Annotated in this window: 23 protein-coding genes; 4 read left to right on the top strand and 19 right to left on the bottom strand. The window is 70.4% G+C overall.

The window, feature by feature from the left end; genetic code table 11:
• Positions 1-9 precede the first annotated feature (9 nt).
• The 8 genes from ACF3NH_RS12275 to ACF3NH_RS12240 all read right to left on the bottom strand — a co-directional run bounded on the left by ACF3NH_RS12275 (position 10) and on the right by ACF3NH_RS12240 (position 9,832).
• Positions 10-1,065 (bottom strand): alanine racemase, encoded by a 1,056-nt coding sequence (locus ACF3NH_RS12275; protein WP_422923136.1) that lies wholly within the window; start codon positions 1,063-1,065, stop codon positions 10-12.
• Between the two features lie 78 nt (positions 1,066-1,143).
• Entirely contained in the window at positions 1,144-2,250 is a 1,107-nt protein-coding gene (locus ACF3NH_RS12270) for an endo-1,4-beta-xylanase (protein ID WP_422923134.1), read from the bottom strand.
• A gap of 181 nt (positions 2,251-2,431) precedes the next feature.
• On the bottom strand, positions 2,432-2,845 hold the full coding sequence (gene atpC / locus ACF3NH_RS12265; protein ID WP_198366528.1) for an ATP synthase F1 subunit epsilon: 414 nt from the start codon (positions 2,843-2,845) through the stop codon (positions 2,432-2,434).
• 22 nt (positions 2,846-2,867) lie between these two features.
• Complete coding sequence (atpD, locus tag ACF3NH_RS12260; RefSeq protein WP_232477106.1) at positions 2,868-4,295, bottom strand: F0F1 ATP synthase subunit beta; 1,428 nt, start codon at positions 4,293-4,295, stop codon at positions 2,868-2,870.
• Between the two features lie 17 nt (positions 4,296-4,312).
• Positions 4,313-5,203: a F0F1 ATP synthase subunit gamma gene (locus tag ACF3NH_RS12255; protein ID WP_198366526.1), complete on the bottom strand. Its 891-nt coding sequence runs from the start codon at positions 5,201-5,203 to the stop codon at positions 4,313-4,315.
• Positions 5,204-5,225: 22 nt separating this feature from the next.
• Positions 5,226-6,761, bottom strand: a complete 1,536-nt coding sequence (gene atpA / locus ACF3NH_RS12250; RefSeq protein ID WP_198366525.1) for a F0F1 ATP synthase subunit alpha — start codon at positions 6,759-6,761, stop codon at positions 5,226-5,228.
• A complete protein-coding gene (locus tag ACF3NH_RS12245; protein ID WP_422923130.1) occupies positions 6,761-7,345 on the bottom strand; it encodes a F0F1 ATP synthase subunit delta in 585 nt (194 codons plus the stop codon). Before ACF3NH_RS12245 ends, atpA begins: the two co-directional genes overlap by 1 nt.
• A 252-nt stretch (positions 7,346-7,597) precedes the next feature.
• Positions 7,598-9,832, bottom strand: a complete 2,235-nt coding sequence (locus ACF3NH_RS12240; protein WP_457485952.1) for a primosomal protein N' — start codon at positions 9,830-9,832, stop codon at positions 7,598-7,600.
• 72 nt (positions 9,833-9,904) lie between these two features.
• On the opposite strand from ACF3NH_RS12240, the gene fsa reads away from it, so the two are divergent.
• Genes fsa through ACF3NH_RS12225 form a run of 3 tightly spaced genes read left to right on the top strand, consistent with a single transcriptional unit; the run spans position 9,905 to position 12,115 of the window.
• Entirely contained in the window at positions 9,905-10,561 is a 657-nt protein-coding gene (gene fsa, locus ACF3NH_RS12235; protein WP_422923126.1) for a fructose-6-phosphate aldolase, read from the top strand.
• A gap of 34 nt (positions 10,562-10,595) precedes the next feature.
• Positions 10,596-11,195, top strand: coding sequence for a hypothetical protein (locus ACF3NH_RS12230; RefSeq protein WP_422923124.1), 600 nt, complete (start codon positions 10,596-10,598; stop codon positions 11,193-11,195).
• A complete protein-coding gene (locus tag ACF3NH_RS12225) occupies positions 11,192-12,115 on the top strand; it encodes a tyrosine recombinase XerC (protein ID WP_422923122.1) in 924 nt (307 codons plus the stop codon). Before ACF3NH_RS12230 ends, ACF3NH_RS12225 begins: the two co-directional genes overlap by 4 nt.
• Before the next feature lie 66 nt (positions 12,116-12,181).
• On the opposite strand, the gene ACF3NH_RS12220 is transcribed toward ACF3NH_RS12225, so the two are convergent.
• The 4 genes from ACF3NH_RS12220 to lpdA all read right to left on the bottom strand — a co-directional run bounded on the left by ACF3NH_RS12220 (position 12,182) and on the right by lpdA (position 15,679).
• On the bottom strand, positions 12,182-13,333 hold the full coding sequence (locus ACF3NH_RS12220; protein ID WP_198366519.1) for a methyltransferase domain-containing protein: 1,152 nt from the start codon (positions 13,331-13,333) through the stop codon (positions 12,182-12,184).
• 94 nt (positions 13,334-13,427) lie between these two features.
• The gene (locus ACF3NH_RS12215; protein WP_422923120.1) at positions 13,428-13,739 is read right to left on the bottom strand and encodes a PGPGW domain-containing protein; all 312 of its coding nucleotides are present in this window, start codon (positions 13,737-13,739) and stop codon (positions 13,428-13,430) included.
• Between the two features lie 13 nt (positions 13,740-13,752).
• Complete coding sequence (ybaK, locus tag ACF3NH_RS12210; protein ID WP_198366517.1) at positions 13,753-14,226, bottom strand: Cys-tRNA(Pro) deacylase; 474 nt, start codon at positions 14,224-14,226, stop codon at positions 13,753-13,755.
• 61 nt (positions 14,227-14,287) lie between these two features.
• On the bottom strand, positions 14,288-15,679 hold the full coding sequence (lpdA, locus tag ACF3NH_RS12205; RefSeq protein WP_422923117.1) for a dihydrolipoyl dehydrogenase: 1,392 nt from the start codon (positions 15,677-15,679) through the stop codon (positions 14,288-14,290).
• A 217-nt stretch (positions 15,680-15,896) separates the two neighbouring features.
• Between lpdA and ACF3NH_RS12200 the strand changes: the two genes are divergently transcribed.
• Entirely contained in the window at positions 15,897-16,895 is a 999-nt protein-coding gene (locus ACF3NH_RS12200; RefSeq protein ID WP_422923115.1) for a tripartite tricarboxylate transporter substrate binding protein, read from the top strand.
• Positions 16,896-16,979: 84 nt separating this feature from the next.
• Here ACF3NH_RS12200 and odhB read toward each other — a convergent pair whose 3' ends face one another.
• From odhB to zapE, 7 genes are all read right to left on the bottom strand, one after another.
• Complete coding sequence (gene odhB, locus ACF3NH_RS12195; RefSeq protein WP_198366514.1) at positions 16,980-18,236, bottom strand: 2-oxoglutarate dehydrogenase complex dihydrolipoyllysine-residue succinyltransferase; 1,257 nt, start codon at positions 18,234-18,236, stop codon at positions 16,980-16,982.
• A 41-nt stretch (positions 18,237-18,277) separates the two neighbouring features.
• The gene (locus ACF3NH_RS12190; RefSeq protein WP_422923113.1) at positions 18,278-21,166 is read right to left on the bottom strand and encodes a 2-oxoglutarate dehydrogenase E1 component; all 2,889 of its coding nucleotides are present in this window, start codon (positions 21,164-21,166) and stop codon (positions 18,278-18,280) included.
• 196 nt (positions 21,167-21,362) lie between these two features.
• Positions 21,363-22,247: a succinate--CoA ligase subunit alpha gene (gene sucD / locus ACF3NH_RS12185; protein WP_198366512.1), complete on the bottom strand. Its 885-nt coding sequence runs from the start codon at positions 22,245-22,247 to the stop codon at positions 21,363-21,365.
• A 1-nt stretch (position 22,248) separates the two neighbouring features.
• The gene (gene sucC, locus ACF3NH_RS12180) at positions 22,249-23,445 is read right to left on the bottom strand and encodes an ADP-forming succinate--CoA ligase subunit beta (protein WP_198366511.1); all 1,197 of its coding nucleotides are present in this window, start codon (positions 23,443-23,445) and stop codon (positions 22,249-22,251) included.
• Positions 23,446-23,457: 12 nt separating this feature from the next.
• Positions 23,458-24,411, bottom strand: coding sequence for a malate dehydrogenase (mdh, locus tag ACF3NH_RS12175; RefSeq protein WP_198366510.1), 954 nt, complete (start codon positions 24,409-24,411; stop codon positions 23,458-23,460).
• Positions 24,412-24,553: 142 nt separating this feature from the next.
• The gene (locus tag ACF3NH_RS12170) at positions 24,554-24,961 is read right to left on the bottom strand and encodes a hypothetical protein (protein WP_198366509.1); all 408 of its coding nucleotides are present in this window, start codon (positions 24,959-24,961) and stop codon (positions 24,554-24,556) included.
• 31 nt (positions 24,962-24,992) lie between these two features.
• The gene (gene zapE / locus ACF3NH_RS12165; RefSeq protein ID WP_198366508.1) at positions 24,993-26,180 is read right to left on the bottom strand and encodes a cell division protein ZapE; all 1,188 of its coding nucleotides are present in this window, start codon (positions 26,178-26,180) and stop codon (positions 24,993-24,995) included.
• Between the last annotated feature and the right edge of the window lie 102 nt (positions 26,181-26,282).

The raw sequence follows: 26,282 nt of genomic DNA, 5'->3' as shown, positions 1-26,282 counted from the left end.
CGGGTCGTGTCACTGGCTGCGGCCGCGCGCCGCCACGTCCCAGAACTCCTGGAAGGCGCCGCCGCGCGTCACCGCGATCCGGTCGTGCAGATTGCTGACCGGGCAGACATGGTTGGGAATGACCCGCAGGCGCTGGCCGATCTCGGGCTTCCGGTCGCAGCCGGAGAGATCCACCATGCCGTGCTCCTCGCTCATCTTCTCCAGCCGGGCGCCGGGGTAGTCGGGGAAGTAGCCATGCCCCTCCTGCGGCCCGGCCGGCATGATGTCGGCGGCGAAGGTCTTGGAGCCGGCATCGATGATGGCGCGGTGCGGCTCGGGGCGGCTGATCACCGTGACATGCAGGGCGAAGGCGCAATCCTCCCAGCCGGCATGGCCGGCGGCGACCTGCATGCGGTCGTTGTAGATATAGGTGCCGACGCGAAGCTCGGTGACGGGCGCCATCTCGTGCGTGCGGAAGGCATTGGGCGTGCCGCCGCCGGAGATGATGGCGGGCTCCAGCCCCTCCGCCTTCAGCCGCGGCAGCAGCTCGCGCAGGATCTCGCCGGTGCGCGGGCTGACCGGGTAGTTCATCAGCCCGTCATAGCGCAGCCCCGGGGTCTCGCGGATGCGCCGGGCCAGCTCCACCACGCCGTCGATGCTGGTGACGCCGGTGCGGCCATTGCCGGAATCGAACTCGACCAGCAGGCCGATCTCAGCCCCCTGCCGGGCCGCCTCCGCGGCGGTGGCGACGGCGACGGGATTGTCCACCGAGACCCGCATCCGCACGCGGCGGGACAGCGCCGCCAGCCGCTCCGCCTTGCCGGCGCCGAGCAGCGGATAGGAGATCAGGATATCGTCCAGCCCGGCCGCGGCCATGACCTCGGCCTCGCCCAGCTTCTGGCAGGTGATGCCACGCGCGCCAAGCTCCACCTGGTGCAGCGCCAGGCGCGGGATCTTGTGCGTCTTGATATGCGGCCGCAGCGCGATGCCATGGGCGTCGCAATAGGCCTGCATGCGCTTCAGATTGGCCTCGACGATATCGAGGTCGACGACCGGCACGGGGGTTTCGAGAGTGGCGAGGTCCATGGGCGCTCCAGCATCTGCGGCGCGCAGGAAACACCCGGCCGGCCGCCTTGTCTGCCCCCCGCGGCCCGCTTTCCGCCCTCACCCCCCCTGAAAGGCCCGCGCCAGGGCCTGCCACATGGGCTTGCGCCGCCATTCCTCGTCCAGCGGCAGGCCGCGATGGCTGCGATCCGGCCCCAGCGCCACCGCCGGCTCCTGCCGCAGCCAGGAATACCGATCGGACAGGCCCCAGGTCAGCACGCTGCGCGCGCCACCCTCCAACGCCGTGGAGACGAATGCATAGGCCCGCTCGGCCACCAGCGCGTCGCGCGCCGGGAGGGAGGCCGGCGCGTCCGGCGCCTCGCGGATGTCCATCTCGGTGATCAGGACGGCCAGGCCCATGCGCCGCAGCTCGGCCAGGAAGGCGGCGAAGGGGGCCGGGCTGAAGGGGCGCCGCAGTTGCAGATGGGCCTGGATGCCCACCGCGTCGAGCGGCGCGCCGCGCTCCAGCAGGCCGCGCAGAAGGTCGAGCAGCCGCCGGCGCTTCTCGGCGGCGTCGGGCGTGTCCTCCTCGATGCCATACTCGTTGAGGGTGAGGCGCAGGGTCGCATCGCGCTCCCGCGCCATGCGCAGGGCGGTGTCGATATAGGCGGGCCCCAGGGCGCGCAGCCAGGGCGTGTCCCGCAGCGTGCCCTCGCCCGCCTGCGGCACGTCGCTGCCGGGAGGATTGGCGACGGGTTCGTTGACCACATCCCAGTCGCGGATCCGCAGCCGCGTGTGCGCGAGGACCTTGTCGAAATGCGCCGCCATCACCGAGAGCGCGCGCTCGCGCCCCTCGGCCAGCGCCCGGCCGAGCCAATCGGGCATGGCGTTGTGCCAGACCAGCGCATGGCCCCGGACGGGCATCGCCCGCTCCTGGGCCCAGGACAGCAGGCCATCCAGCGGCGCGGTGTCGAATCGGCCTTCCTCCGGCTGCAGATCGGCCCACTTGGCCTCCCATTCCGGAACGAGCAGGCCGGCCTCGGCGGCGAAGGCCGCGGCATAGGCGGCATCCCCGGTCAGCAGGCTGTGCTGGGCGGCGGCGCCGAAGGTGATGCCGCGGGCGCGGGCGATGGCGGCCAGCCCCCCGGCGGCGGGCGCCGCCAGGGCCGGAGCGGCCGCGGACAGGCCGAGAAGGCCCAGGCCGCGGCGGGTCACGCGGGCAGGCAAAGCCGGCTCCCTGTCTCGCGGGCTGTCTCGATCGTCATGCCGTCCACCCTAGCATCATGCCAGGGGAGCGCGAGGAGATTCCACGACCTTGGGTTGTGATCCTCTCCCTGCCCCGTCGGACATGAAAACGCCGCCCGCTGGTGGCGGACGGCGCTGCCAGACCGGAAAGAGGGCCGCGGGCTCAGGCGGCCTCGGCGGCCGTCTCCATCTCGCGCGCGGCGAGGAGGCGATCCATCGCCGCCTCGCGCACTTCCGGCGCCTCGCCGGACGCCGCCTGGTTGTAGGCCGCCTCGGCCTCCCGCACGCGGGCCGAGGCCTCGGCGCGGGAGAGCTGGGCGACCGGCGTGGCCTCGTCGGCCAGTACCGTCACGCGGGCCGGCGTGATCTCCACGAAGCCGCCCATGACGAACAGCTTCTCGGTGATCTGGCCGTTCTCCTGCACCTGGATGACGCCGCCCCGGAGGGCCACGATCATCGGTGCCATGCCGGGCAGCACCCCCATCTCGCCCTCCGCCGCCGGGATGATGACCATCTCGACGGGGCGGGAGAGGAGGAGCTTCTCCGGGCTGACCAGTTCCAGGTTGAAGGTCGCCATGGGTCGGTTCCCCCTCGGATGCTCAGGCCGCGGCCTTGAGGCTCTCGCCCTTCTTCACCGCGTCCTCGATGGTGCCGACCATGTAGAAGGCGGCCTCGGGGAGGTGGTCGTACTCGCCCTTGCAGATGGCGGCGAAGGAGCGGACCGTGTCCTCGATCTTCACGAACACGCCCGGGGTGCCGGTGAAGACCTCGGCCACATGGAAGGGCTGCGACAGGAAGCGCTGGATCTTGCGCGCGCGCGCCACGATCAGCTTGTCGTCCTCGGACAGCTCGTCCATGCCCAGGATGGCGATGATGTCCTGCAGCGACTTGTAGGTCTGCAGGATCCTCTGCACCTCGCGGGCGGTGTTGTAGTGCTCGTCGCCGATGATGCGCGGGTCGAGGGCGCGGCTGGTGGAGTCCAGCGGGTCCACGGCCGGGAAGATCGCCTGCTCCGCGATGGAACGCGACAGAACCGTGGTCGCGTCCAGGTGGGCGAAGGAGGTGGCGGGCGCCGGGTCGGTCAGGTCGTCGGCGGGCACGTAGATGGCCTGCACCGAGGTGATCGAGCCCTTCTTGGTCGAGGTGATCCGCTCCTGCAGCGCGCCCATGTCGGTGGCCAGCGTCGGCTGGTAGCCCACCGCGGAGGGGATGCGGCCCAGCAGCGCCGAGACCTCGGCGCCCGCCTGGGTGAAGCGGAAGATATTGTCGATGAAGAACAGGACGTCCTGGCCCTGCTCGTCACGGAAGTACTCCGCCATCGACAGGCCCGACAGCGCCACGCGCGCGCGGGCGCCCGGCGGCTCGTTCATCTGGCCATAGACCAGCGCCACCTTGGAACCCTCGGTGGTGTTCTCGCCCAGCTTGATGACGCCGGCGTCGATCATCTCGTGGTAGAGGTCGTTGCCCTCACGGGTGCGCTCGCCCACGCCGGCGAAGACCGACACGCCGCCATGGCCCTTGGCGATGTTGTTGATCAGCTCCTGGATGGTCACGGTCTTGCCGACGCCGGCGCCGCCGAAGAGGCCGATCTTGCCGCCCTTCAGGTAGGGGGCCAGGAGGTCGATGACCTTGATGCCCGTCACCAGGATCTCGGCCGCCGTCGCCTGCTCGTCGAAGGCCGGCGCCTCGCGGTGGATGGTGTAGACCTTGTCGTGCGGGACCGGGCCGCGCTCGTCGATCGGCTCGCCGATGACGTTCAGGATGCGGCCCAGCGTGCCCTCGCCCACCGGCACGGCGATGCCCTTGCCGGTGTCGACCACCTCGGTCCCGCGGACCAGGCCGTCGGTCGTGTCCATGGCGATGCAGCGCACGGTGCGCTCGCCGAGCTCCTGCGCCACTTCCAGCACCAGGGTGCGGTCGCCGATCTTGGTGGTCAGCGCGTTCATGATGAAGGGCAGTTCGGAGGGGAACTGCACGTCCACCACGGCGCCCAGGACCTGGGTGACCTTGCCAACGTTGTTCTTCATGGCAGTGCTCATTCCCCTCAGAGTGCCTCGGCCCCGGAGATGATCTCGATCAGCTCGCTGGTGATATTGGCCTGGCGGGTACGGTTGTAGGTCAGGGTCAGCTTGTTGATCATCTCGCCCGCGTTGCGCGTGGCGTTGTCCATCGCGTTCATCTGGCTGCCGTAGAAGCCGGCGGTGCTGTCCAGGATGGCACGGTAGATCTGGATGGCCAGGTTCTTGGGCAGGATCTGCGCCAGGATGGTGGCCTCGTCCGGCTCATACTCGTACCACGCGCCCACTTCGCCCGGGGCCTCCGCCGCCTCCTTCGCCGCCGGCAGCTCGGCCGGGATCAGCTGCTGCGCCGTCGGCACCTGGCTGATGACGTTGCGGAAGTGGTTGAAGACCAGCGTGCAGACATCGAACTCGCCCGCCTCGAGCATGGCGGTGACGCGGGTCGCGATCTCCTGCGCCTCCTCGAAGCCGACGCGCTTCTTGCCCTGGAAGGACACCTCGCCGACGATGCGGGAGGCGAATTCCCGCTTCAGGTAGGCGGCGCCCTTGCGGCCGACCGCCAGCACCTTGACGGTCTTGCCCTGGGCCTCGAGCTCGCGGATGCGGTTGCGCGCGAAGCGGCCGACATTGGTGTTGAAGGCGCCAGCCAGGCCACGCTCGCCGGACACCACGATCAGCAGGTGCGTCCTGTCGCCGCCGCTGCCGACCAGGAGCTTCGGCGCGTCCGGATTGCCGGCCACGGCCTGGCCGAGCGAGGCGAGCATGCGCGCCATCCGCTCGGCATAGGGCCGCGCCGCCTCGGCCTGCTGCTGGGCGCGGCGGAGCTTCGCCGCCGCGACCATCTTCATCGCCTGGGTGATCTTGCGGGTCGACTTGACGCTGTTGATGCGTCCCCGCAATTCCTTGAGGTTGGCCATGGATCGCTCCCTGGACCCGCCTTCAGGCCGAGAAGGACTTGGCGAAGTCGTCCATGAAGGACACCAGCTTCGCCTCGTTCTCCTTGGTGATCTCCTTCTTGTCGCGGATGCTCTCCAGGATCTCCGGCGCGTTCGCCTTGACCGAGGACAGCAGCTGGGACTCGAAGGCGCCGACCTTGGAGACCTCGATCCGGTCGAGGTAGCCGCGCACACCCGCGAAGAGGGACAGCACCTGCTCCTCGACTGGGACCGGCCTGTACTGCGGCTGCTTCAGCAGCTCGGTCAGGCGCGCGCCACGGGCCAGCAGGGCCTGGGTGGAAGCGTCGAGGTCGGAGGCGAACTGGGCGAAGGCCGCCATCTCGCGGTACTGCGCCAGCTCCAGCTTGATCTTGCCGGCCACCTGCTTCATCGCCTTGATCTGGGCGGCGGAGCCGACGCGGCTGACCGAGAGGCCGACGTTCACGGCCGGGCGGATGCCCTTGAAGAACAGCTCGGTCTCCAGGAAGATCTGCCCGTCCGTGATCGAGATCACGTTGGTCGGGATATAGGCGGAGACGTCGCCGGCCTGGGTCTCGATCACCGGCAGGGCGGTCAGCGAGCCGGCGCCGAAATCGTCGTTCATCTTCGCCGCGCGCTCGAGCAGGCGCGAGTGCAGGTAGAAGACGTCGCCCGGATAGGCCTCGCGGCCCGGCGGGCGGCGCAGCAGCAGCGACATCTGGCGGTAGGCCACGGCCTGCTTCGACAGGTCATCGTAGAAGATGACCGCATGCATGCCGTTGTCGCGGAAGAACTCGCCCATGGCGCAGCCGGTATAGGGCGCCAGGAACTGCATCGGCGCCGGGTCGGAGGCGGTGGCGGCGACGATGATCGAGTATTCGAGGGCGCCGTTCTCCTCCAGCGTGCGCACGAGCTGCGCGACGGTGGAGCGCTTCTGGCCGACGGCGACGTAGATCGTGTAGAGCTTCTTGGCCTCATCGCCCGAAGCGTTGATCGGCTTCTGGTTGATGATGGTGTCGATGATGACGGCCGTCTTGCCGGTCTGGCGGTCGCCGATGATCAGCTCGCGCTGGCCGCGGCCGATCGGGATCAGCGCGTCGATCGCCTTGATGCCGGTCTGCATCGGCTCGTGCACGGACTTGCGCGGGATGATGCCCGGCGCCTTCACCTCGACCAGCGCCTGCTTGACGTCCGTCAGCGGGCCCTTGCCGTCGATGGGATTGCCCAGGCCGTCGACCACGCGGCCGAGCAGGCCCTTGCCCACCGGCACGGAGACGATGTCGCCGGTGCGGGAGACGGTGTCGCCCTCGCGGACCTGGCGGTCGTCGCCGAAGATCACGACGCCGACATTGTCGGTCTCGAGGTTCAGCGCCATGCCCTTCAGGCCGGCTCCGGGGAACTCGACCAGCTCACCGGCCATGACATTCTGCAGGCCGTAGACGCGGGCGATGCCGTCGCCCACGCTCAGCACGGTGCCGACTTCGGCAACATTCGCATCGGCGTCGAAGCCGGCGATCTGCTGCTTCAGGATCTCCGAGATCTCGGCGGGACGGATTTCCATCAGGCGGCCCCCTTCATGGCATATTGCAGGCGTTGCAGCTTGGACTTGATAGAGCTGTCGTAGAGGCGGGAGCCGAGGCGAACGACCAGGCCACCGAGCAGGGTGGGATCGACGCGCTCGACCAGCTTCACGTTGGAATAGCCGGCTTCCGTCAGCCGCGCCGCGAGCTGCGTGCGCTGGGTGTCGGTCAGCGGATGGGCGGTGGCCACCTCGGCGGTCTGCTGCCCGCGCTGCTCGGCGAGGAGCGCGCCGAAGGCGGCGATGACCGACGGCAGGGAGGGCAGGCGCCGGTTGGCGATCAGCACGCCGATCAGGTTGCGGACATCGCCGCTGATGCCGACCCGGTCGAGGACCGCGAAGGCGCCGCGCCGCTGGGCGCTGGCGTCCAGGCGCGGATCCTCGATGAAGGCGCGGAAGGGCGCGTCGTTCTGCCAGAGCTCCTGGAGGCGCTCCAGGTCGGCGGCGACCGCGTCCACCGACTTCCTGTCCTTGGCAAGTTCCAGCAGCGCCAGCGCGTAGCGCTGGGACAGGCCGGAGGGATGATGCGTCGCGTTCGGCGAGACGTTGGTCGCTTCGGAGGCCACGGAGAATCCCGTTCTCTTGCTTTCCCGGCGTCCCCCCGCGCATCCGAGCGGCCCCTGCGGGCATCCCCTGACGGCGATTGGACATGAAATCGACGCGTCGGGCAGGCCCGTCGCGGCGCGCCGGCATTAACACGGCTTGTCGCAGGGCGGCAACGGGGGGTAGGACGGATTCGTTACCGCACGTTCACCGTCCGCACCTGTTTCCGCCCCTCCGTATCGCAGGGCGCGCAAGACCGTGGCGGAGAGCAACCGTCACAGGAAGCTTACGGGATCGACATCCACCTGCACGCGGACCGAGGCGGGGAGCGGCACCCGGGCCAGCCAGGCCCGCAGCAGCGGCTGCACCATCACCTCGCGCCGGGCCTTCAGCAGCAGCCGCCGCCGGTGCCGCCCGCGCAGCAGGGCGAGCGGCGCGGGGGCCGGGCCCAGCACCTCCACCCCCTCGGCGCGTGGCGCGGCAAGCCCGAGGTCGCGCGCCGCCCGGTCGGCCTCCCGCTCGTCCTCGGCGCTTATGATCAGCGCCGCCAGCCGGCCGAAGGGCGGCCAGTGCCCGGGCCGGCGCTGCTCCGCCTCGGTGGCCATGAAGGCGTCGAGGTCGTTGGCGACGAGGGCCTGCAGCACCGGGTGGTCCGGGTTCCAGCTCTGCAGCAGCACCCGCCCCGGCGCCTCGGCACGCCCGGCGCGGCCCGCCACCTGGTGCAGCAGCTGCACCGTCCGCTCGGCGGCGCGCAGGTCGCCCCCGGCCAGGCCGAGATCGGCATCGACCACGCCGACGAGCGTCAGATGCGGGAAATGCCAGCCCTTGGCGACGATCTGCGTGCCGATGATCAGGTCCACCTCGCGCGCGGCGATGGATCGCGCGGCCTCGGCCGCCGCCAGCGGGCCGGGAATGGTGTCCGAGGCCATGACCAGCCGCCGCGCCTCGGGGAACAGCTCGGCCGCCTCCTCCTGCACCCGCTCCACGCCGGGGCCGAGCGGGGTCAGGCTGCCCTCGGCGCCGCATTCCGGGCAGGCGGGCGGGATCGGCTCGGCATGGCCGCAATGGTGGCATTGCAACCGGCGCTGCAGCCGGTGCTCGACCAGCCAGGCGGTGCAGTTGGGGCAGCGCAGGCGGTGGCCGCAGGCGCGGCAGAGGGTCAGGGGCGCGTAGCCGCGGCGGTTCAGGAACAGCATGGCCTGCTGCCCGGCGGCCAGCGTCTCGCGCACCGCGGCGACCAGGGCCGGGCTCAGGAAGCGCCCCCGCTCCGGCGGCGCCACGCGCTGGTCGATGACCACGACCTCGGGCAGCGCCGCGCCGCCATGCCGCGTCGGCAGGTGAAGGGCGGCGTAGCGGCCGCTCTCGGCGTTCACCAGCGTCTCGAGGCTGGGTGTCGCGGAGACCAGGGCGCAGGCGGCCCCGGCCAGCCGGGCACGCACCACCGCCATGTCGCGCGCCGAGTAGACGACGCCGTCCTCCTGCTTGAAGGCGGTCTCGTGCTCCTCGTCCACGACGATCAGGCCGAGCTCGGGATAGGGCAGGAAGAGCGCCGAGCGGGCGCCGACCAGGACCGCGACCTTCCCTTCCGCCACCGCCCGCCAGGTGTCGCGCCGCCGCCGGCTGCCGAGCTCCGAGTGCCAGAGCGCCGGCGGCACCCCGAAGCGGGCCTCGAAACGCTCCAGCCACTGGGTCGAGAGGGCAATCTCGGGCAGGAGCACCAGCGCCTGCCGGCCCTGCGCCACGCATTCGGCCACCGCCTCCAGATAGACCTCGGTCTTGCCCGAGCCGGTGACGCCGGTCAGCAGGGTCACGCCGAAGCCTCGCGCCGCGACGGCGGCGCGCAGCGCCGTGGCGGCCTCCGCCTGGGCCTCCCCCAGCGCCGGGCCGGGGCGCCGCGGATCCGGCGCCGGGAAGGCCTGGCCCGGCGGCAGCAGGGCGCTCTCCAGCAGCCCCGCATCGGCCATGCCGCGCACCACGCCGGGAGAGACGCCGGCCTCGGTGGCGACCTCCCCCGGCGGATGGACCTCGCCGGGCTCCATCACGTCCAGCACGCGGCGGCGGCCCTCGGTCAGCCGCGCCGCCGCCTCCCCGCGCTTGGCCCGCGCGCCCAGCGGCGAGAGGCGCCAGCCCGCCTTCGCCGCCGGCGGCTCCAGCGCCGAGGGCGCGCTCATCGCCATGCGGAGCACCGCGCCGGGCGGGCTCAGCGTATAGGCCGCCACCCAGTCGACGAAGCGGCGCAGGCTCTCCGTCATCGGCGGCACATCGAGCACCGACTGGATGTCGCGCAGCCGCTTCTCGGACAGGTCGGGATCGGCCTCGCCGTCCCAGACCACGCCGATCATCAGCCGCCCGGACAGCGGCACGACGACGAAGCTGCCCCGTTCCGGCGGCACCATGCCGGCCGGCACGCGGTAGTCGTAGGCGCCGGCGAGCGGCAGGGGCAGCAGCACGGGCAGACGGGCCATCGCTCCCTTCTCCGCCGCGCCGGACTTTCGTTCAACACCCGGCATCCGCTATGCTGCCCCGCAGGAACGAAAACGCAACGGCGGCGGGGCACCCGCGGCCCCCACGGGATTCCCAGCATGAAGTTCTTCGTCGACACCGCCGAGGTCTCCGAGATCCGCGCCCTCGCCGAGCTCGGCATGGTCGACGGCGTCACCACCAACCCCTCGCTGATCGCCAAGTCGGGGCGGCGGATGGCGGAGGTGATCGCCGAGATCTGCGACATCACCCCCGGCCCGGTCTCGGCCGAGGTGACCGCGACGGATTACGAGGGCATGCTGGCCGAGGGCCGCTACCTGCGCGACATCGCCCGCAACGTCGCGGTCAAGGTGCCGCTGACCGAGGCCGGGCTGCGCACCTGCCGCGCCCTGTCCAACGAGGGCACGCCGGTCAACGTCACCCTCTGCTTCTCGGCCGCCCAGGCGCTGCTCGCGGCGAAGGCGGGGGCTGCCTACATCTCGCCCTTCGTCGGCCGGCTGGACGACATCGCCCAGGACGGCATGCAGCTGATCGCCGACATCGTGCAGATCTACCGCGCCTATCCGGCGCTGCGGACCGAGGTGCTGGTCGCCTCGGTGCGGCATCCGCTCCATCTGGTGCAGGCGGCCAAGCTGGGCGCCGAGGTGGCGACGCTGCCCCCCGCCGTGATCCGCCAGCTCATCCGCCACCCGCTGACCGATCGCGGCCTGGAGGCCTTCCTGGCCGACTGGAAGAAAACCGGGCAGAGCATCCTGTGAGGCGGGGCGCCTGACCCGGCCCGGCCCTGCCGCCGTGAACCCGGATGCCGTCGCCGCCTGGCTGCGCGACCATCCCGGCTTCCTGGCGGAACGGCCGGATCTCTACCGGATGCTGGCGCCGCCGCGCCGCGTCCATGGCGAGACGCTGACTGACCACATGGCGGCGATGCTGGCCGCCGAGCGCGCCGCAACGCGCGACATGGCCGATGCCCTGCGCGAGGGCGACGGCTTCGCCGCCCGCATCCGCGCCGCCATCCTGGCCCTGATCGCCAGCCATGAGCCGGCCGAGACGGTGCACCAGGAATGGCCCGCCCTGCTCGGCCTGGCGCATTGCGCCCTGGCCACGGAGGACTTGCCCTCGGCGCACCGGCTTTTCCTGCCGGCGGGCAGCGTCGCCCGGCTGATGCCGGCCGGCCGCGACGCGCTGTTGCGCACCAGGCCGACCGACCTTTCCCTGCTGCATGCCGAGGCCGCCGGGCTGATCACCTCCGACGCGCTGGTCCGCGTTCCGCTGCCTGGCCCTCCCGCCCTGCTGGTGCTGGGCGCGCGCGGCGTCGCGGACCTGCCGGCGCGGGGCAGCGCGGCGCAGCTGCTCTTCCTCGCCCGCGCCCTGGCCACGGCGCTGTTGCGATGACGGAGCCGGTCACCGGGCTGGCGGCGCGCGAGCAATGGCTGGACTGGCTGGCGCGCGAGCGGCGCGCCAGCCCGCACACCCTGGCCGCCTATGGCGCCGATCTGGCGGACTTCCTGGGCTTCCTCAACCGGCATCTCGGCGGCGAGCCGGACCTCGCCGCGCTGGCGGCGCTCCGCCCCGCCGATCTGCGCGCCTTCCTGGCCGAGCGGGCGATGCGCGACGGTGTCGGCAATGCCACCCGGGCGCGGCAACTGGCGGCGATCCGGGGCTTCCTGCGCTTCCTGGCCCGGCGCCATGGAATGACGCCCGTGGCACTGGCGGCGCTGCGCGGCCCCCGGGTGGTCCCCCCCGCGCCCAGGCCCTTGACCGCCGAGCAGGCGCGGGAGGTGGCGCGCGACACCGGCAGCGTGGAGGCCGACCCCCTGATGGCGGCGCGGGACCAGGCCCTCTTCACCCTGCTCTACGGCTGCGGCCTGCGGATCTCCGAGGCGCTGGGGCTGGATGTGCGGGACGCTCCACGGGCCGGCATCGGCCTGCGGATCCGCGGAAAGGGGCAGAAGGAGCGCGTCGTCCCGGTCCTGCCGGCCGTGGCGGAGGCCGTGGCGGCCTATCTGCGCCTGCGCGGCCATCCCTCAGCCGATCAGCCCCTGTTCCTCGGCGCGCGGGGCGGCAGGCTGGATGCGGCGGTGGCGCAACGGGCGCTGCGCCACTACCGGCGGCTGGCCGGCCTGCCGGAGAGCGCCACGCCGCATGCGCTGCGCCATTCCTTCGCCACCCATCTGCTGGGCGCCGGCGCGGATCTCCGCGCCATCCAGGAACTGCTGGGCCATGCCAGCCTTTCCACCACCCAGCGCTATACCGGCGTGGATGCCGCCCGGCTGCTGGACAGCTGGCGGAAGGCACATCCGCGGGCCGACTAGAGCAGATCCCGATCAGGTCGAAGGACCTGATCGGGTGAGGATGCTCGCAAGAACAAATGCTCTAGCTCATCCGCCATGCGCCTGGGGCGCGGTGGAGGAGCCGAGGCGCTCGCCCTTCGCCAGGGCGCCGGGCTGCGCCGACGCGGCCGCCGGGATGGTATCGTGGTGCTGCCCCCGCAGCCGGCGCCAGGGGGAGAGGAGGCGCCAGAGGCGCGAGGCCCGCATCGCCGCGAGTTCCGCCAGCACGGCCGCCTTCTCCTGCTGCAGCGCGGCGAGCTGAGGGGCCAGCTCGGCGCGCACCCGCTGCTCGGCCCGTTCCTCGCGTGCCCGCGCCAGGGCTTCATGCTCCGCCTCCCGCTCCGCCGGCGTGGGAGCCGCGACGGTCGCCGCCGCACGTGGTGGCAGGTCGGCGCAGGCCTCCCGCATGCGGCGCCAGCTCGCGGCGGCGGCGGCGGGGTCATCGCTGACCTCCATGGCCACGGTGAAGTCCACCTCGTCGGGCGCGGTGTCGAAGAACCGCTCGCAGCTGAACCGCACCAGGCCGAGCCCGGAGGCGCGCTCCATCAGCCCGGCGAAGGAGGCGGGGGTGAAGACCCAGCAATGCACGTCGTGATAGGTGCCGTTCTCCAGCACATCCCGCCCGATGCGCTGGGCCAGGCCGAGATCATGGATGCGCGGCAGGCTCTCCGGGTCCGGCGACGCCTGCCAGGCCTGCCGCGCATCGAGGGTGACGGCTTCCAGGATGTGATCCAGCAGCGCCGGCAGCTGCGGCACCCGCGCCTTCACGAGGCTGGCGTGGAGGGCGTCCGACAGGCGGCTCTCGCGCCGGAGATAGTCGAAGGTGAAGCGCCGGTCCGGCACCACCAGCCGCAGCTTGCCGCCGGGACGGAGCACCGAGCGCGCCTCCTCGAGCCAGCCCAGCAGGTCCGGCACATGCTCGATGAGGTGGGAGGCCAGCAGGTAGTCGGCCGTCACGCCCTCCCCGACGGCCTCGCGCAGCGTCTTGTCGCCCCAGACCGCGTCCACCTCGACGATGTTCTCGACATCGATGCCGGGGCGCCCGGCGTACTTCGCGCGCAGGCCCGCCGTGTCGATGTGATCGACATAGATGATCCGCCCCTCGGCGCGCGTCACCAGCGGCGAGGCCAGGGGGCCGACCTCGATGCCCAGGGAATTCCTCAGGTCCAAACCCGCCAGAACATGATCGCGGCAGCTCATCCGAGGTCCCCATATGGATAGTTGGCGCAGTTTCGAGGGGGAGATCGCGCCAAGTCAATGGCGGGTGGCGACAACTCCCCGAGGCGGCCCGGCCTCAACCCAGCCCCAGGCGGCGGCGCAGCCGGCCCCCGCTCTCGCGACACCACCGCAGCATCTTCGCCTCCACCGCGGCCAGGGAGTCCAGGCGTCCCGGCCAGCGGCGGTCGCACCAGGCGAGGCAGCGCTGCGACCAGACATACTGCTCCCGCAGCACGAAAAGGCCCAGCAGCAGGAAGATCGTCCCGTTCAGCAGAGGCAGGATCAGGCCGATCACGCCCAGGAGAAGGAGGCTCCACCCGGCAAGCCGGCGTTTCCAGGACGGGCGGAGAGCGACCATGCTCCGCAGATGGCCCGTCCGGCCCGCCATCTCAAGCCGGAGGTCATGCGATCAGCGGGGCCGCTCGACCGCCCAGCGCCGCCAGGGCCGCGGCGGGATCGAGCCGGAGCTGCAGGCCGCGCTGCCCGCCATTGACGAAGATGTAGGGCTCGGAGAGCGCGGAGGCCTCGATGGCCACCGGCACGGCGCGCCGCTGGCCGAAGGGGCTGATGCCGCCGACGTGATAGCCGGTGATCCGCTCCGCCTCGGCCGGGCTGAGCATCCGCGCCTGGCGGCCGCCAAAGGCCGCGGCCAGCCGCTTCATGCTGGCCTCGCGGTCCGAAGGGATGACGACGCAGACCGGCCGGCCGTCCACCGCCGCCATCAACGTCTTGAGTACCCGCGCCGGCGGCTCGCCGATGGCGGCGGCGGCGTGGAGGCCGATGCTTGCGGCCTCCGGATCATAGGCATATTCGCGGAGGGCGAAGGCGATCCCCGCCCTGTCGAGGGCCTGGGTGGCCCGGGTCACCCTGGACATGCCGCATCGCCTCCCGGGCGCGGGGGAGATCCCTCCCCTGCCCCGTCTCGGATGTCCCGCCTCAGATGTGCAGAGGCCGGCCGTCCACGGCGAGCGCCGCCTCCTTCACCGCCTCCGACAGCGTCGGGTGGGCATGGCAGGTGCGCGCCACATCCTCGGCGCTGGCGCCGAACTCCATGGCGATGGCGACCTCGGCGATCAGCGTGCCGGCATCCGGGCCCAGGATGTGGCAGCCGAGCACCCTGTCCGTCTCCTTGTCGGCCAGGATCTTCACGAAGCCGTCCGTGTCGCCCATGGCGCGGGCGCGGCCATTGGCCATGAAGGGGAACTTGCCGACCTTGTAGGCCTGTCCGCGCGCCTTCAGCTCCTCCTCGGTCTCGCCCACGCTGGCGATCTCGGGCCAGGTGTAGACGATGGCGGGAATCACGCCGTAGTTCACGTGCCCGGCCTGCCCGACCAGCCGCTCGGCCAGGGCGACGCCCTCATCCTCGGCCTTGTGCGCCAGCATCGGCCCGGCGATGACGTCACCGATGGCGTAGACGCCCGGAACGTTGGTGGCGAAATGCCTGTCGGTCTTCACCCGGCCGCGCTCGTCCAGCTCCACGCCGGCCTCGGCGAGGCCCAGACCCTCGGTATAGGCGCGGCGGCCGATGGCCAGCAGCACCACATCGGCCTTGACCTCCTCGGCCGCGCCGCCGGCGGCGGGCTCGACGGTCAGCGTCACGCCATCGGCCGACTTCGCCGCGCCGGTCACCTTGGACTTCAGCCGGAACTTGATGCCCTGCTTGGTCAGGATCCGCTCGAACTGCTTGGCGGTCTCGGCGTCCATGCCGGGCACCAGGCGGTCGAGATATTCGATCACCATGACCTCCGCGCCCAGGCGGCGCCAGACGCTGCCCAGCTCCAGCCCGATCACGCCGCCGCCGATGACCACGAAATGGCCCGGCACCTTCTCCAGCTCCAGCGCGCCGGTCGAGGTGACGATCTGCTTCTCGTCCACTTCGACGCCCTTCAGCGGCGCGCTGTCGGAGCCGGTGGCGATGACGATGTTCTTCGTCTCGTAGGTCTGGCCGGCGACCTCCACCTTGCCGGCGGCGAGGATCTTCCCCTTGCCTTTCAGCCAGGTGATCTTGTTCTTCTTGAACAGGAACTCGACGCCCTTGGTGTTGGCCGTCACGACCTCGCCCTTGCGCGCCTGCATGCGGGCGAGGTCGAGCTTCACGCCATCGACCAGGATGCCGTGCTCGGCGAACTTGTGCTTCGTCTCGTCGAAGCTTTCCGAGGATTGCAGCAGTGCCTTGGAGGGGATGCAGCCGACGTTGAGGCAGGTGCCGCCGAGCGTCTCGCGCTGCTCGACGCAGGCCACCTTCAGCCCGAGCTGCGCGGCCCGGATGGCGCAGACATAGCCGCCGGGGCCGGCACCGATGACAATGACGTCGAAGCTCTCGGACATGGGCAAGCACCCTTAGCTGACAGGAGGATGAGACGAAGCAGAACTGGCCGGCAAACTGGCCCGCCAGCGCCCGCGCGGCAAGGGGGTGGCGGCGACGTGCCGCCATTCGCAGGTGCCGGTGAAGGCGCGACTCCTCCTGTTGCGGCGTGGGCAAGGCTTCTGCCAATCTGGCGCGCAGAAGGAGGCGCCGTGAAGGCGCCCTGATGGGAGACGATCCATGCCGTATCACCCCTTGCGCGCCCTGTCGCGACGCAGGCTGCTCGCCCTGTCCGGCGTGACGCTCGGCGCCGCCTCGCTGAGCCGCCCGGCCCTGGCCCAGGGCCGCTTCCCCGACCGGCCGATCCGCCTGCTCCTGCCCTGGCCCCCCGGCGGCTCCTCGGACGCGCAGATCCGTTCCCTGGCCGACCTCGCGACCCGCACCCTCGGCCAGCCCGTGCTGATCGAGAACCGCTCGGGCGCGCGCGGCCTGTTGGGGGCGCAGCAACTGCTGCAGGCAGCGCCCGATGGCTATACCCTGTCCCAGCACCATCTCTCGGTGCTGCGGCACCCTTTCCTCACCCGCGCCAAATCCTGGGACCCGGTGGAGGATTTCACCCCGGTCATCGGCCTCACCGGCTGGCTTTTCGGTGTCGTCGTCCGCGGCGACAGCCCCTACAAGGACTGGGCGAGCTTCGTCGCGGCGGCCAAGGCGAAGCCGGGCCTGCTGACCTACTCCACCAGCGGCATCGGCACGACGAACCACATCGCCATGGAGGATCTGTGCTCGCGGGCCGGCATCGAGCTCACCCATGTGCCCTTCCGGGGCACGACGGAGGGCGTCACCGCGCTGATGGGCCGGCAGATCGACAGCATCGCCGACAGTTCCGCCTGGATGCCGCAGGCCGAGGCCGGCACCTTCCGCGCCCTCTGCGTCTGGACCGCCGAGCGGGTGAAGCGCCTGCCGGACGTGCCGACACTGCGCGAGCTGGGCCACGACATGGTCGTGACCTCGCCCTACGGCATCGCCGGGCCGAAGGGGATGGACCCGGGCGTGGTGCGCGCGCTGCACGACGCCTTCCGCACCGCCCTCTTCTCGCCCGAGAACACCGCCATCCGCGACCGCTGGGACATGCCGCTCGCCTATCTCGACAGCGAGGCCTATCGCGACTTCGTGGTGCGCCGCGCCGCCTATGAGAAGGAGATGGTGACGCGGCTCAATCTCAGCATCGATTCCTGAGCCCGGACAGCAAAACGGCCAGGACCGCGCGCGGCGATCCTGGCCGTGAGGGCAGGCCGGGGACAGCCCCGGCCGCCACGCGGATCAGAGGTCGAGCAGCAGGCGCCGCGGGTCCTCGATGCTCTCCTTGACGCGCACCAGGAAGGACACGGCCTCCTTCCCGTCGACGATGCGGTGGTCGTAGGACAGCGCCAGGTACATCATCGGGCGGATCTCGATCTTGCCGCCCACCACCATCGGGCGCTCCTGGATCTTGTGCATGCCCAGGATGCCCGACTGCGGCGGGTTCAGGATCGGCGTCGACATCAGCGAGCCGTAGATGCCGCCATTGGTGATGGTGAAGGAGCCACCCGAAAGCTCCTCCAGCTTCAGCTGGCCGTCACGGGCGCGCTTGCCGAAGTTGGAGATGCTCTTCTCGATCTCTGCGAAGGACATCTGGTCGGCGTTCTTCAGCACCGGCACGACCAGGCCGGAGGGGCCACCCACCGCGATGCCCATGTGCACGAAGTTCTTGTAGACCAGCTCGTCGCCGTCGATCTCGGCATTGACCGCCGGATAGTCCTTCAGCGCCGCCACGCAGGCCTTCACGAAGAAGGACATGAAGCCGAGCTTGGTGCCGAGCTTCTTCTCGAAGGCGTCCTTGTACTCGGACCGCAGCGCCATCACGGCCGTCATGTCCACCTCGTTGAAGGTGGTCAGCATGGCGGCGGTGTTCTGCGCCTCCTTCAGCCGGTTGGCGATGGTCTTGCGCAGGCGGGTCATCTTCACCCGCTCCTCGCCGCCCTCCAGGGGGCGCGGCGCCTTGGCGGCGGGCTTCGGCGCCTCGGGGGCGGGACGGGAGAGGAAGGCCTGCACGTCGCCCTTGCTGACCCGGCCGTCCTTGGCGGTGCCGGTGCCGATCTGCTCGGCGGTGAGGCTGTTCTCCTCCATCATCTTGGCGGCGGCCGGCAGCGGCGCATGGCCGCTGCCCCCCGGGCGCGACACCGGGCCGCTCTCCTGGCGCGGCGCCTCCACCTTCGGAGCGGCGCCACCGGCGGGCTTGTCCGTGGGCTTCTCCGCCGGCTTCTCGGTCGCCTTGGGGGAAACCTTCCCGGCGCCCGCGCCGTCGCCCGCGGCGATGGTGCCGAGCAGCGCACCCGGCTCGACCTCGGCGCCCTCATCGGCGCTGATCGCCTCCAGCACCCCGGCGGCGGGGGCATTCACCTCCACCGTGACCTTGTCCGTCTCCAGCTCCACCAGCGGCTCATCGGCTGCCACCGCCTCGCCAGCCTTCTTCATCCAGCGCGCCACGGTGGCGCTGGTCACGCTCTCGCCCAGGGTCGGAACCAGGATCTCGGTCATGTATCGTCTCGCTTCTTTACCGGTGCGTGCTCGCAATAACGTCAGGACAGGCTGAGCGCTTCACGCACCAGGGCTTCCTGCTGCTGCTGATGAACCTTGGCCGAACCCGTCGCGGGGCTCGCCGCCTCCTCGCGGCCGACATAGACGGGGCGCGTCGCCTTGCCGCCCAGCGCCTTCAGCACCTTCTCGATCCGCCGGTCCACGAAGGTCCAGGCGCCCATGTTCTCGGGCTCCTCCTGGCACCACACGACCTCGGCATTCCTGTACTCGCCCAGAACGCGGGCCAGGCTGTTCTTCGGGAAGGGATACATCTGCTCCAGACGGACGATGGCCACGTCCTTCACGCCCTTGTCGCGCCGCTCCTGCAGCAGATCGTAATAGACCTTGCCGGTGCAGAGCACGACGCGCTTCACCTGGTCCGGCGCGGCGATGGCATCGGTCTCAGGGATCACGGTCTGGAACGTGCTGCCGGGCGCGAAATCGGCCAGGCTGCTCACCGCCAGCTTGTGGCGCAGCAACGACTTCGGCGTCATCACCACCAGCGGCTTGCGGTAGTTGCGCTTCAGCTGGCGGCGCAAGGCGTGATAGTAGTTGGCCGGGGTGGTGAAGTTGCAGACGGCCATGTTGCGCTCGGCGCACAGCTGCAGGTAGCGCTCCAGCCGGGCGGAGGAATGCTCCGGCCCCTGCCCCTCATAGCCGTGCGGCAGCAGCATCACGAGGCCCGACATCCGCAGCCACTTCGTCTCGGCGCTGGCGATGAACTGGTCGATCACCACCTGCGCGCCGTTGGCGAAGTCGCCGAACTGCGCTTCCCACAGCACCAGGGTCTGCGGATCGGCCAGGGTATAGCCGTAGTCGAAGCCCAGCACGCCCATCTCGGAGAGCAGCGAGTTGAAGGCCTCCATCCGCGCCTGACCGTCGCGGATGTTGTTCAGCGGCATGTACTCGGCCTGGTTGGTCTGATCGACCAGCACGCAGTGCCGGTGGCTGAAGGTGCCGCGCTGCACGTCCTCGCCCGAGAGGCGGACGCGGTGCCCTTCGACCAGCAGCGAGCCGAAGGCCAGGGCCTCGCCGGTCGCCCAGTCGATCCCCTCGCCCGTCTCGATGGCGTTCCGCTTCGCCTCGAGCTGGCGGACGATCTTGGAATTGGCGTTGAAGCCCTCCGGCAGGCGCGCCAGCGCGGCGCCGATCTCGCGCAGCGTGTCGAGCGCCACGGCGGTGCCGTCCTCCTTCTCGGCATCCTCCGAGCCGGCGGCCTTCAGCCCGGACCAGTGCCCCTCCAGCCAGTCGGCCTTGTTGGGCTTGAAGGTCTGGGCCGCCTGGTAGGCCTCCTCCATCTGGACGTTGAAGGCATCCAGCATGGCCTTGCCGTCCTCGGCCGGCACGTCGCCGGACTTGGCCAGACGCTCGGCGTAGAGCGTGCGGGTGGTCGGCGTCTGCTTGATCCGGGCGTACATCAGCGGCTGCGTGAAGGCCGGCTCGTCCGTCTCGTTGTGGCCATGCCGGCGGTAGCAGACGATATCCAGCACCACATCGGCGCCGAACTTCATCCGGTACTCCGCCGACATCCGGGCGCAGAACACCACCGCCTCGGGATCGTCGCCGTTGACGTGCAGGATCGGCGCCTGCACCGACTTGGCCACGTCCGTGCAATAAAGGCCGGAATAGGCATGCAGCGGCACGGTGGTGAAGCCGATCTGGTTGTTCACCACGACATGCACGGTGCCGCCGGTGCGGTAGCCAATGAGCTGGCTCATCGCCAGCGTCTCATAGACCACGCCCTGGCCGGCGAAGGCGGCGTCGCCATGCAGCAGGATGCCCATGACGCTGCGGCGGCCCTTGGTGTCGCCCGCCATGTCCTGGCGCGCGCGCACCTTGCCGACCACCACCGGATCGACGACCTCGAGATGCGAGGGGTTGGGCTGCAGCGAGAGATGGACCTGCCGGCCCTCGATCTCGATGTCGGTCGAGGTGCCGAGGTGATACTTCACGTCGCCCGAGCCCTGGACATCGTCCGGGTTGGCCATCACGCCCTTGAACTCGGCGAAGACCTGGGTGAAGGGCTTCTTCACCACGTTCACCAGGGTGTTCAACCGGCCGCGATGCGGCATGCCGATCGCGATCTCGTCCACACCCTCCTTCGCCGCGGCGGCGATGATGGTCTGCAGCGCGGGGATCGTCACTTCGCCGCCCTCGAGACCGAAGCGCTTGGTGCCGACATACTTGCGGGCGCAGAAGGCCTCGAAGCCCTCGGCCTCGGTCAACTGCTGCAGGATGGAGCGCTTGGCATCCGCGTCGAAGATCCGGGACCAGGGCGCGCCCTCGACCTTCTGCTGAATCCAGGCCTTCTGCTCCGGGTCCTGGATGTGCATGAACTCGACGCCGATCGGGCCGCAATAGGTGGCGCGGAGGATCTGCACGATCTCGCGCAGCGTCGCCGTCTCGCGTCCCAGCACCCGGTCAATGAAGATCGGCCGGTCCATGTCGGCTTCGGTGAAGCCGTAGGTCGCCGGATCCAGCTCCGGATGCGGCTTGGGCGTCTGCAGGTGCAGCGGGTCGAGCTTCGCTTCCAGATGCCCGCGCACGCGATAGGCGCGGATCAGCATCAGGGCGCGAAGCGAATCCTGCGCCTGCCGGCGGGCCGCGGCGAGATCGAGGCCGCCGGCCTTGCCCGCCGCCTTCGCATCCGCCTTGCCATCCGTCCGAGCGGCCTCGGGCTCGGGCGCGAAGCCACCGCGCGGGCGGGGCGCCCATGAGGCGCCCGTGGCGTCGTGCAGCACCGCGCGGGCATCGTCATTGAGGGCCGCGAAGAGCTCCTGGAAGGAGGTGTCCACGCTGTCCGGATTTTCCACCCAGCGCGCATAGAGGTCGGCGAGGAAGGTGGCATTCGCCCCCGTCATCGCGCTTGCCAGGATGTCGATACCGGCCATCATCTCCTCCTCGCCCGCACCACCATCGGGCGGGGCGGTGTCTCACGGTCTCAGGTGCCACAAAAGGCAGCGCCGCCCCCGATATAGGGACGGCGCTCTGGAAGATAGTACATTGGCGCAGATTCTTGCAGAGGCGCATGCCGGACCCGCATGGCGGGCCCGTATCGCCGCAAGGATTGCTGCGCCGCAGCAAACATCAGCCGCGCAGGGCCTTCACCATGGTCGAGCCCAGGGCGGCGGGGCTTTCGGCGACATGGATGCCGGCCGTCCGCATGGCGTCCATCTTCGCCGCCGCCGTGTCCTTGCCGCCGGAGATGACGGCGCCGGCATGACCCATGCGGCGGCCCGGAGGCGCCGTGGCGCCGGCGATGAAGCCGACCACCGGCTTGGCCTTCGGCCCCTTGTTCTCGCGCGCCAGGAACTCGGCCGCCTCGATCTCCGACTGGCCGCCGATCTCGCCGATCATGACGATCGACTGCGTCTCGGGATCGGCCAGGAACATCTCCAGCACCTCGGTGAAGTCGGTGCCCTTCACCGGGTCGCCGCCGATGCCCACGCAGGTGGACTGGCCGAGGCCCGCCGAGGTGGTCTGCGCCACCGCCTCATAGGTCAGCGTCCCCGAGCGGGAGACGATGCCGACCGAGCCGCGCTTGTGGATATGGCCCGGCATGATGCCGATCTTGCAGGCGTCCGGAGTGATCACACCCGGGCAGTTGGGGCCGATCAGCCGCGACTTCGAGCCGGACAGCGCCCGCTTCACCTTCACCATGTCGAGCACCGGGATGCCCTCGGTGATGCAGACGATCAGCGGGATCTCGGCGTCGATCGCCTCCAGGATGGAATCGGCCGCGAAGGGCGGCGGCACGTAGATGACCGAGGCGGTGGCCCCGGTCCTCTCCGCGCATTCGGCCACGGTGTTGAAGACCGGGAGGTTCAGGTGGGTCTGCCCGCCCTTGCCCGGCGTCACGCCGCCGACATACTTCGAGCCGTAGGCGATGCCCTGCTCGGCATGGAAGGTGCCCTGGGCTCCGGTGAAGCCCTGGGTCATGACCTTGGTGTTCGCGTCGACCAGGATGGCCATCTTACTTGGCTCCCTTCACGGCGGCGACCACCTTCTCGGCGGCGTCGGCCAGGTTGTCGGCCGGGATGATCTTCAGGCCGCTCTCGGCCAGGATCCGCTTGCCCAGCTCGACATTCGTGCCCTCGAGGCGCACGACCAGCGGCACCGACAGGGTCAGGTTCTTCGCCGCCTGCACCACGCCGGTCGCGATCATGTCGCACTTGGCGATGCCGCCGAAGATGTTGACGAGGATCGCCTTGACGTTGCTGTCCGAGGTGATGATGCGGAAGGCTTCCGTCACGCGGTCGGCCGTCGCCGTGCCGCCGACATCGAGAAAGTTCGCCGGCGAGGAGCCATAGAGCTTGATGATGTCCATCGTCGCCATGGCGAGGCCGGCGCCGTTCACCATGCAGCCGATCTCGCCGTCGAGCGCGACGTAGTTGAGGTCGTGCTTGACCGCGTCCAGCTCCTTCGGGTCCATCTCGCTGTCATCGCGCAGCGATTCCAGATCCTTGTGGCGGAACAGGGCGTTGTCGTCGAAGGAGACCTTGGCGTCGAGCGCCACCACGTCGCCCGCGCCGGTCACCACCAGCGGGTTGATCTCGACGATGGCGCAGTCGAGCTCGATGAAGGCCGTGTAGAGCGCCGTCACGAACTTGCCGAAGACGCCGACCTGCTTGCCCTCCAGGCCGAGCCCGAAGGCCAGCTTGCGGGCGTGCCAACCGGAGATGCCTGCGGCCGGATCGACCGTGACCTTCAGGATCTTCTCCGGGCTGTGCTCGGCGACCTCCTCGATCTCCATGCCGCCCTCGGTGGAGGCCATGATGATCACGCGCGAGGTCTCGCGGTCCACCAGCAGGGACAGATAGAGCTCCCGCTTGATGTCGCAGCCGTCCTCGACATAGACGCGGCTGACCAGCTTGCCGGCCTCGCCGGTCTGCTTGGTCACCAGCGTCTTGCCGATCATCGCCTCGGCGGCGGCCCGGACGTCCTCGACCGACTTGACGACGCGCACGCCGCCCTTGCCGTTCGGGTCCTCCTTGAAGCGCCCCGCGCCGCGCCCGCCGGCGTGGATCTGGCTCTTCACCACATAGACCGGGCCCGGCAGCTTCCCGGCCGCCTCGGCGGCCTCGTCCGCGGTCCAGGCGACGTGGCCGTCGAGCACCGCGACGCCGTAGCGCCGCAGCAGCTCCTTGCCCTGATACTCATGGATGTTCATGCGCGGGGTCCTTCAGCCAACCAGCTTCTTGGAGGCATCCAGCAGCTCCTGCACCGCGGCGCAGGACTTCTTGAAGGCGGCGGCCTCGGCCTCGGTGAACTCCACCTCGACGATCCGCTCCACGCCCTTCTCACCGATCACGACCGGCACGCCGACATAGAGATCCTTCACGCCGTACTGGCCGGTCAGCCAGGCGGCGCAGGGCAGGACGCGCTTCTTGTCCTTCAGGTAGCTCTCCGCCATGGCGATGGCGGAGGCCGCCGGCGCGTAGAAGGCCGAGCCCTTCTCCAGCAGCTTGACGATCTCGCCGCCGCCATTGGCGGTGCGCGCCACGATGGCGTCGATCTTCTCCTGGGTGGACCAGCCCATCTTCACCAGGTCGGGCACCGGGATGCCGGCCACGGTGGAATAGCGGGTCAGCGGCACCATGGTGTCGCCATGGCCGCCGAGCACGAAGGCGGTCACGTCCTCGACCGAGACGTTGAACTCCTGCGCCAGGAACAGGCGGAAGCGGGCGCTGTCCAGCACGCCGGCCATGCCGACGACCTTCTCGGGCGGCAGGCCGGACTTCTGCTGCATCACCCAGACCATCGCGTCGAGCGGGTTGGTGATGACGATGACGAAGGCGTCCGGGCAGTGCTGCTTGATGCCCTCGGCCACCTGGGCGATGACGCCGGCGTTCTTGGCCACCAGGTCGTCGCGGCTCATGCCGGGCTGGCGCGGGAAGCCGGCGGTGACGATCACCACATCCGAGCCGGCGATGGCGGCATAGTCGCTGCCGCCGGACATGGCGCTGTCGAAGCCATCCACAGGGCCGGACTGCATGATGTCCAGGGCCTTGCCGGCCGCGACGCCGCCGAACACGTCGAACAGGACGACGTCGCCCAGTTCCTTGAGGCCGATCAGGTGGGCGAGCGTGCCACCGATGTTGCCGGCGCCGATCAGCGCAATCTTCTTGCGGGCCATACAGAGGCTCCTTCCCGAGCTGACGATGGGAGGCGAATTCCGGAGAACGTGCAGCGGCTACCTACTCCGCCCCACCGGGGCGGGCAAGGCGGGCCAGCGCCAAATAGCGTGGCTCCCGAGGCGGATCAGATCACGTCATCCGTCAGAGCGGAAGGCAGCGAACCACATCATCGTGACCGCGCGCCAGGGTGGAAATGGTCCCCACTGGACACTCGCGCTGCGTTCCGCTGGCCAGCGGCAGCCCGGCCTGCCAGGAGCCCGAGGCCATGACCTGCCGCCGCGCCGGCGCCTTGGCCTGCGGACGGAGCCGGGTGCCGGGGGCGATCAGCTGTCCCGGCCGCGCCACCACGGCCCGGTAGTTGCCGGCAGCCGGGCGGGACGCGCTGCGCGAGGCCGACGCGGTCTGCCGGGATGCCGAGCGGGCGGGATGGGCGGCCTTGGAGGATTTGCTGGCCGCGGCCTCGCGGCCGGCGGCCTCGGCCGGAGGCGCGGCCGCCGTCGCGATGGCGGCCGCCATCAGGCCGAGCAGGCAGAGCGGGATCAGGCGCATCGTCGGCTCCTTTTTTCCGCCCGCCGCAACCTCATGTGAGATGCGGCAGGCCGAGATAATCGTGGCTTTGCATTTCGACCAGGCGCGAGGCGGTCCGCTGGAACATCGCCGCGTTCTCGCCCTGCTCGTAGAGACGGTCCGGCACCGCGGCGGCGGAGGCCACCAGCTTGCAGCGGTGCTCGTAGAGCGTGTCGATCAGGGTGATGAAGCGCCGCGCCCGGTCGAAATTGTCCGGCCCCAGGCGCGGCACCCCGTCCAGCACCAGGGTGTGGTAGTGGGTCGCGAGGGCCAGGTAGTCGGCCGGTCCCAGCGGCTTGCCGCAGAGGTCGTCGAATTCGGCCCGCGCCACGCCGCCCACCGCCTGCGGGATCTCGACACGGCGGCCCAGCACGCTGATCACCTCGGGCTCGCCGCGCGGCCGGCCGGTCAGCTCCTTGAAGGCGGCGTCGAGCGCCCGCTCGGCCCGCCCGTCGGCGGGCACGTGCCAGGTCGGCAGGCCCTGGATGCGGTCGCGCCGGTAATCCTGCGCCGATTGCAGCTGCAGGACCGCCACGTGCTTCTTGATCAGGGCGATGAAGGGCAGGAACGCATCCCGCCCTGGCCGCCCCTTGAAGAGGTCGTCCGGCGCGGTGTTCGAGGTGGCGACGATGACGGTGCCGCGCGCGAAAAGGGCCTCGAAGAGCCGCCCCAGGATCATCGCATCGGCGATGTCATGGACCTGGAACTCGTCGAAGCAGAGCAGCGAGGCTTCGGCCAGGATCTGGTCGGCCAGCGGCGGGATCGGGTCGGCCGTGTCGCCGTGCTGCCTCTTCCAGGCATGGATGCGCTGATGCGACTGCTGCATGAACTGGTGGAAGTGGATGCGCTTCTTCCGCGGCACGTCGGCGCAGGCGAAGAAGAGATCCATCAGCATGGACTTCCCGCGGCCGACCTCGCCCACCAGATAAAGGCCGCGCGGCGCGTCGCCCGGTGCCTCGTCCACCGGCTTGCGGCGGAAGAAGCGGCTCATGAAGCCGCCGCCCTCCTTGCCGGGCTCCTCATGCCGGGGCTCGTACCCGCGGGTGCGGCGCCAGAGGTCCTGCAGGGTCTCGGCGGCCAGGGCCTGGGCGGGGTCGGAACGCAGTTCGCCCGCCGCAACCTTCGCGCGATAGGCGGGAAGCGGTCCGTCGGCGGTGGATGGGGCGGTCGGCGCCGCCCCCGGCATCGTCGGGCCAAGCATCGCGTTGCGGCATAAAGGTTAATGCCCGGCTCGGCAAGACGGGATGTTAGCCGACGAAGCTCATACGGCACATGAGCCGTCAGAGTGATATCTATGTTTTCT

The sequence above is a fragment of the Pseudoroseomonas sp. WGS1072 genome (assembly GCF_049340465.1).
Taxonomy (GTDB): Bacteria; Pseudomonadota; Alphaproteobacteria; order Acetobacterales; family Acetobacteraceae; genus Pseudoroseomonas.
The sequence above is the reverse complement of the archived record's forward strand: the minus strand, read 5'-3'. Positions and strand labels throughout refer to the sequence as shown.

What these genes read in the sequence shown, in the direction of transcription:
- ACF3NH_RS12215 (WP_422923120.1), bottom strand. Translation starts at nt 13,739, where the DNA reads ATGGCGGGCCGGACGGGCCATCTGCGGAGCATGGTCGCTCTCCGCCCG.
- sucD (WP_198366512.1), bottom strand. Translation starts at nt 22,247, where the DNA reads ATGGCCATCCTGGTCGACGCGAACACCAAGGTCATGACCCAGGGCTTC.
- ACF3NH_RS12200 (WP_422923115.1), top strand. Translation starts at nt 15,897, where the DNA reads ATGCCGTATCACCCCTTGCGCGCCCTGTCGCGACGCAGGCTGCTCGCC.
- sucC (WP_198366511.1), bottom strand. Translation starts at nt 23,445, where the DNA reads ATGAACATCCATGAGTATCAGGGCAAGGAGCTGCTGCGGCGCTACGGC.
- ACF3NH_RS12220 (WP_198366519.1), bottom strand. Translation starts at nt 13,333, where the DNA reads ATGAGCTGCCGCGATCATGTTCTGGCGGGTTTGGACCTGAGGAATTCC.
- ACF3NH_RS12190 (WP_422923113.1), bottom strand. Translation starts at nt 21,166, where the DNA reads ATGGCCGGTATCGACATCCTGGCAAGCGCGATGACGGGGGCGAATGCC.
- atpA (WP_198366525.1), bottom strand. Translation starts at nt 6,761, where the DNA reads ATGGAAATCCGTCCCGCCGAGATCTCGGAGATCCTGAAGCAGCAGATC.
- ACF3NH_RS12275 (WP_422923136.1), bottom strand. Translation starts at nt 1,065, where the DNA reads ATGGACCTCGCCACTCTCGAAACCCCCGTGCCGGTCGTCGACCTCGAT.
- ACF3NH_RS12170 (WP_198366509.1), bottom strand. Translation starts at nt 24,961, where the DNA reads ATGCGCCTGATCCCGCTCTGCCTGCTCGGCCTGATGGCGGCCGCCATC.
- fsa (WP_422923126.1), top strand. Translation starts at nt 9,905, where the DNA reads ATGAAGTTCTTCGTCGACACCGCCGAGGTCTCCGAGATCCGCGCCCTC.
- mdh (WP_198366510.1), bottom strand. Translation starts at nt 24,411, where the DNA reads ATGGCCCGCAAGAAGATTGCGCTGATCGGCGCCGGCAACATCGGTGGC.
- ACF3NH_RS12225 (WP_422923122.1), top strand. Translation starts at nt 11,192, where the DNA reads ATGACGGAGCCGGTCACCGGGCTGGCGGCGCGCGAGCAATGGCTGGAC.
- ACF3NH_RS12255 (WP_198366526.1), bottom strand. Translation starts at nt 5,203, where the DNA reads ATGGCCAACCTCAAGGAATTGCGGGGACGCATCAACAGCGTCAAGTCG.
- zapE (WP_198366508.1), bottom strand. Translation starts at nt 26,180, where the DNA reads ATGCTTGGCCCGACGATGCCGGGGGCGGCGCCGACCGCCCCATCCACC.
- ybaK (WP_198366517.1), bottom strand. Translation starts at nt 14,226, where the DNA reads ATGTCCAGGGTGACCCGGGCCACCCAGGCCCTCGACAGGGCGGGGATC.
- atpD (WP_232477106.1), bottom strand. Translation starts at nt 4,295, where the DNA reads ATGAAGAACAACGTTGGCAAGGTCACCCAGGTCCTGGGCGCCGTGGTG.
- ACF3NH_RS12240 (WP_457485952.1), bottom strand. Translation starts at nt 9,832, where the DNA reads ATGCCGGGTGTTGAACGAAAGTCCGGCGCGGCGGAGAAGGGAGCGATG.
- lpdA (WP_422923117.1), bottom strand. Translation starts at nt 15,679, where the DNA reads ATGTCCGAGAGCTTCGACGTCATTGTCATCGGTGCCGGCCCCGGCGGC.
- odhB (WP_198366514.1), bottom strand. Translation starts at nt 18,236, where the DNA reads ATGACCGAGATCCTGGTTCCGACCCTGGGCGAGAGCGTGACCAGCGCC.
- atpC (WP_198366528.1), bottom strand. Translation starts at nt 2,845, where the DNA reads ATGGCGACCTTCAACCTGGAACTGGTCAGCCCGGAGAAGCTCCTCCTC.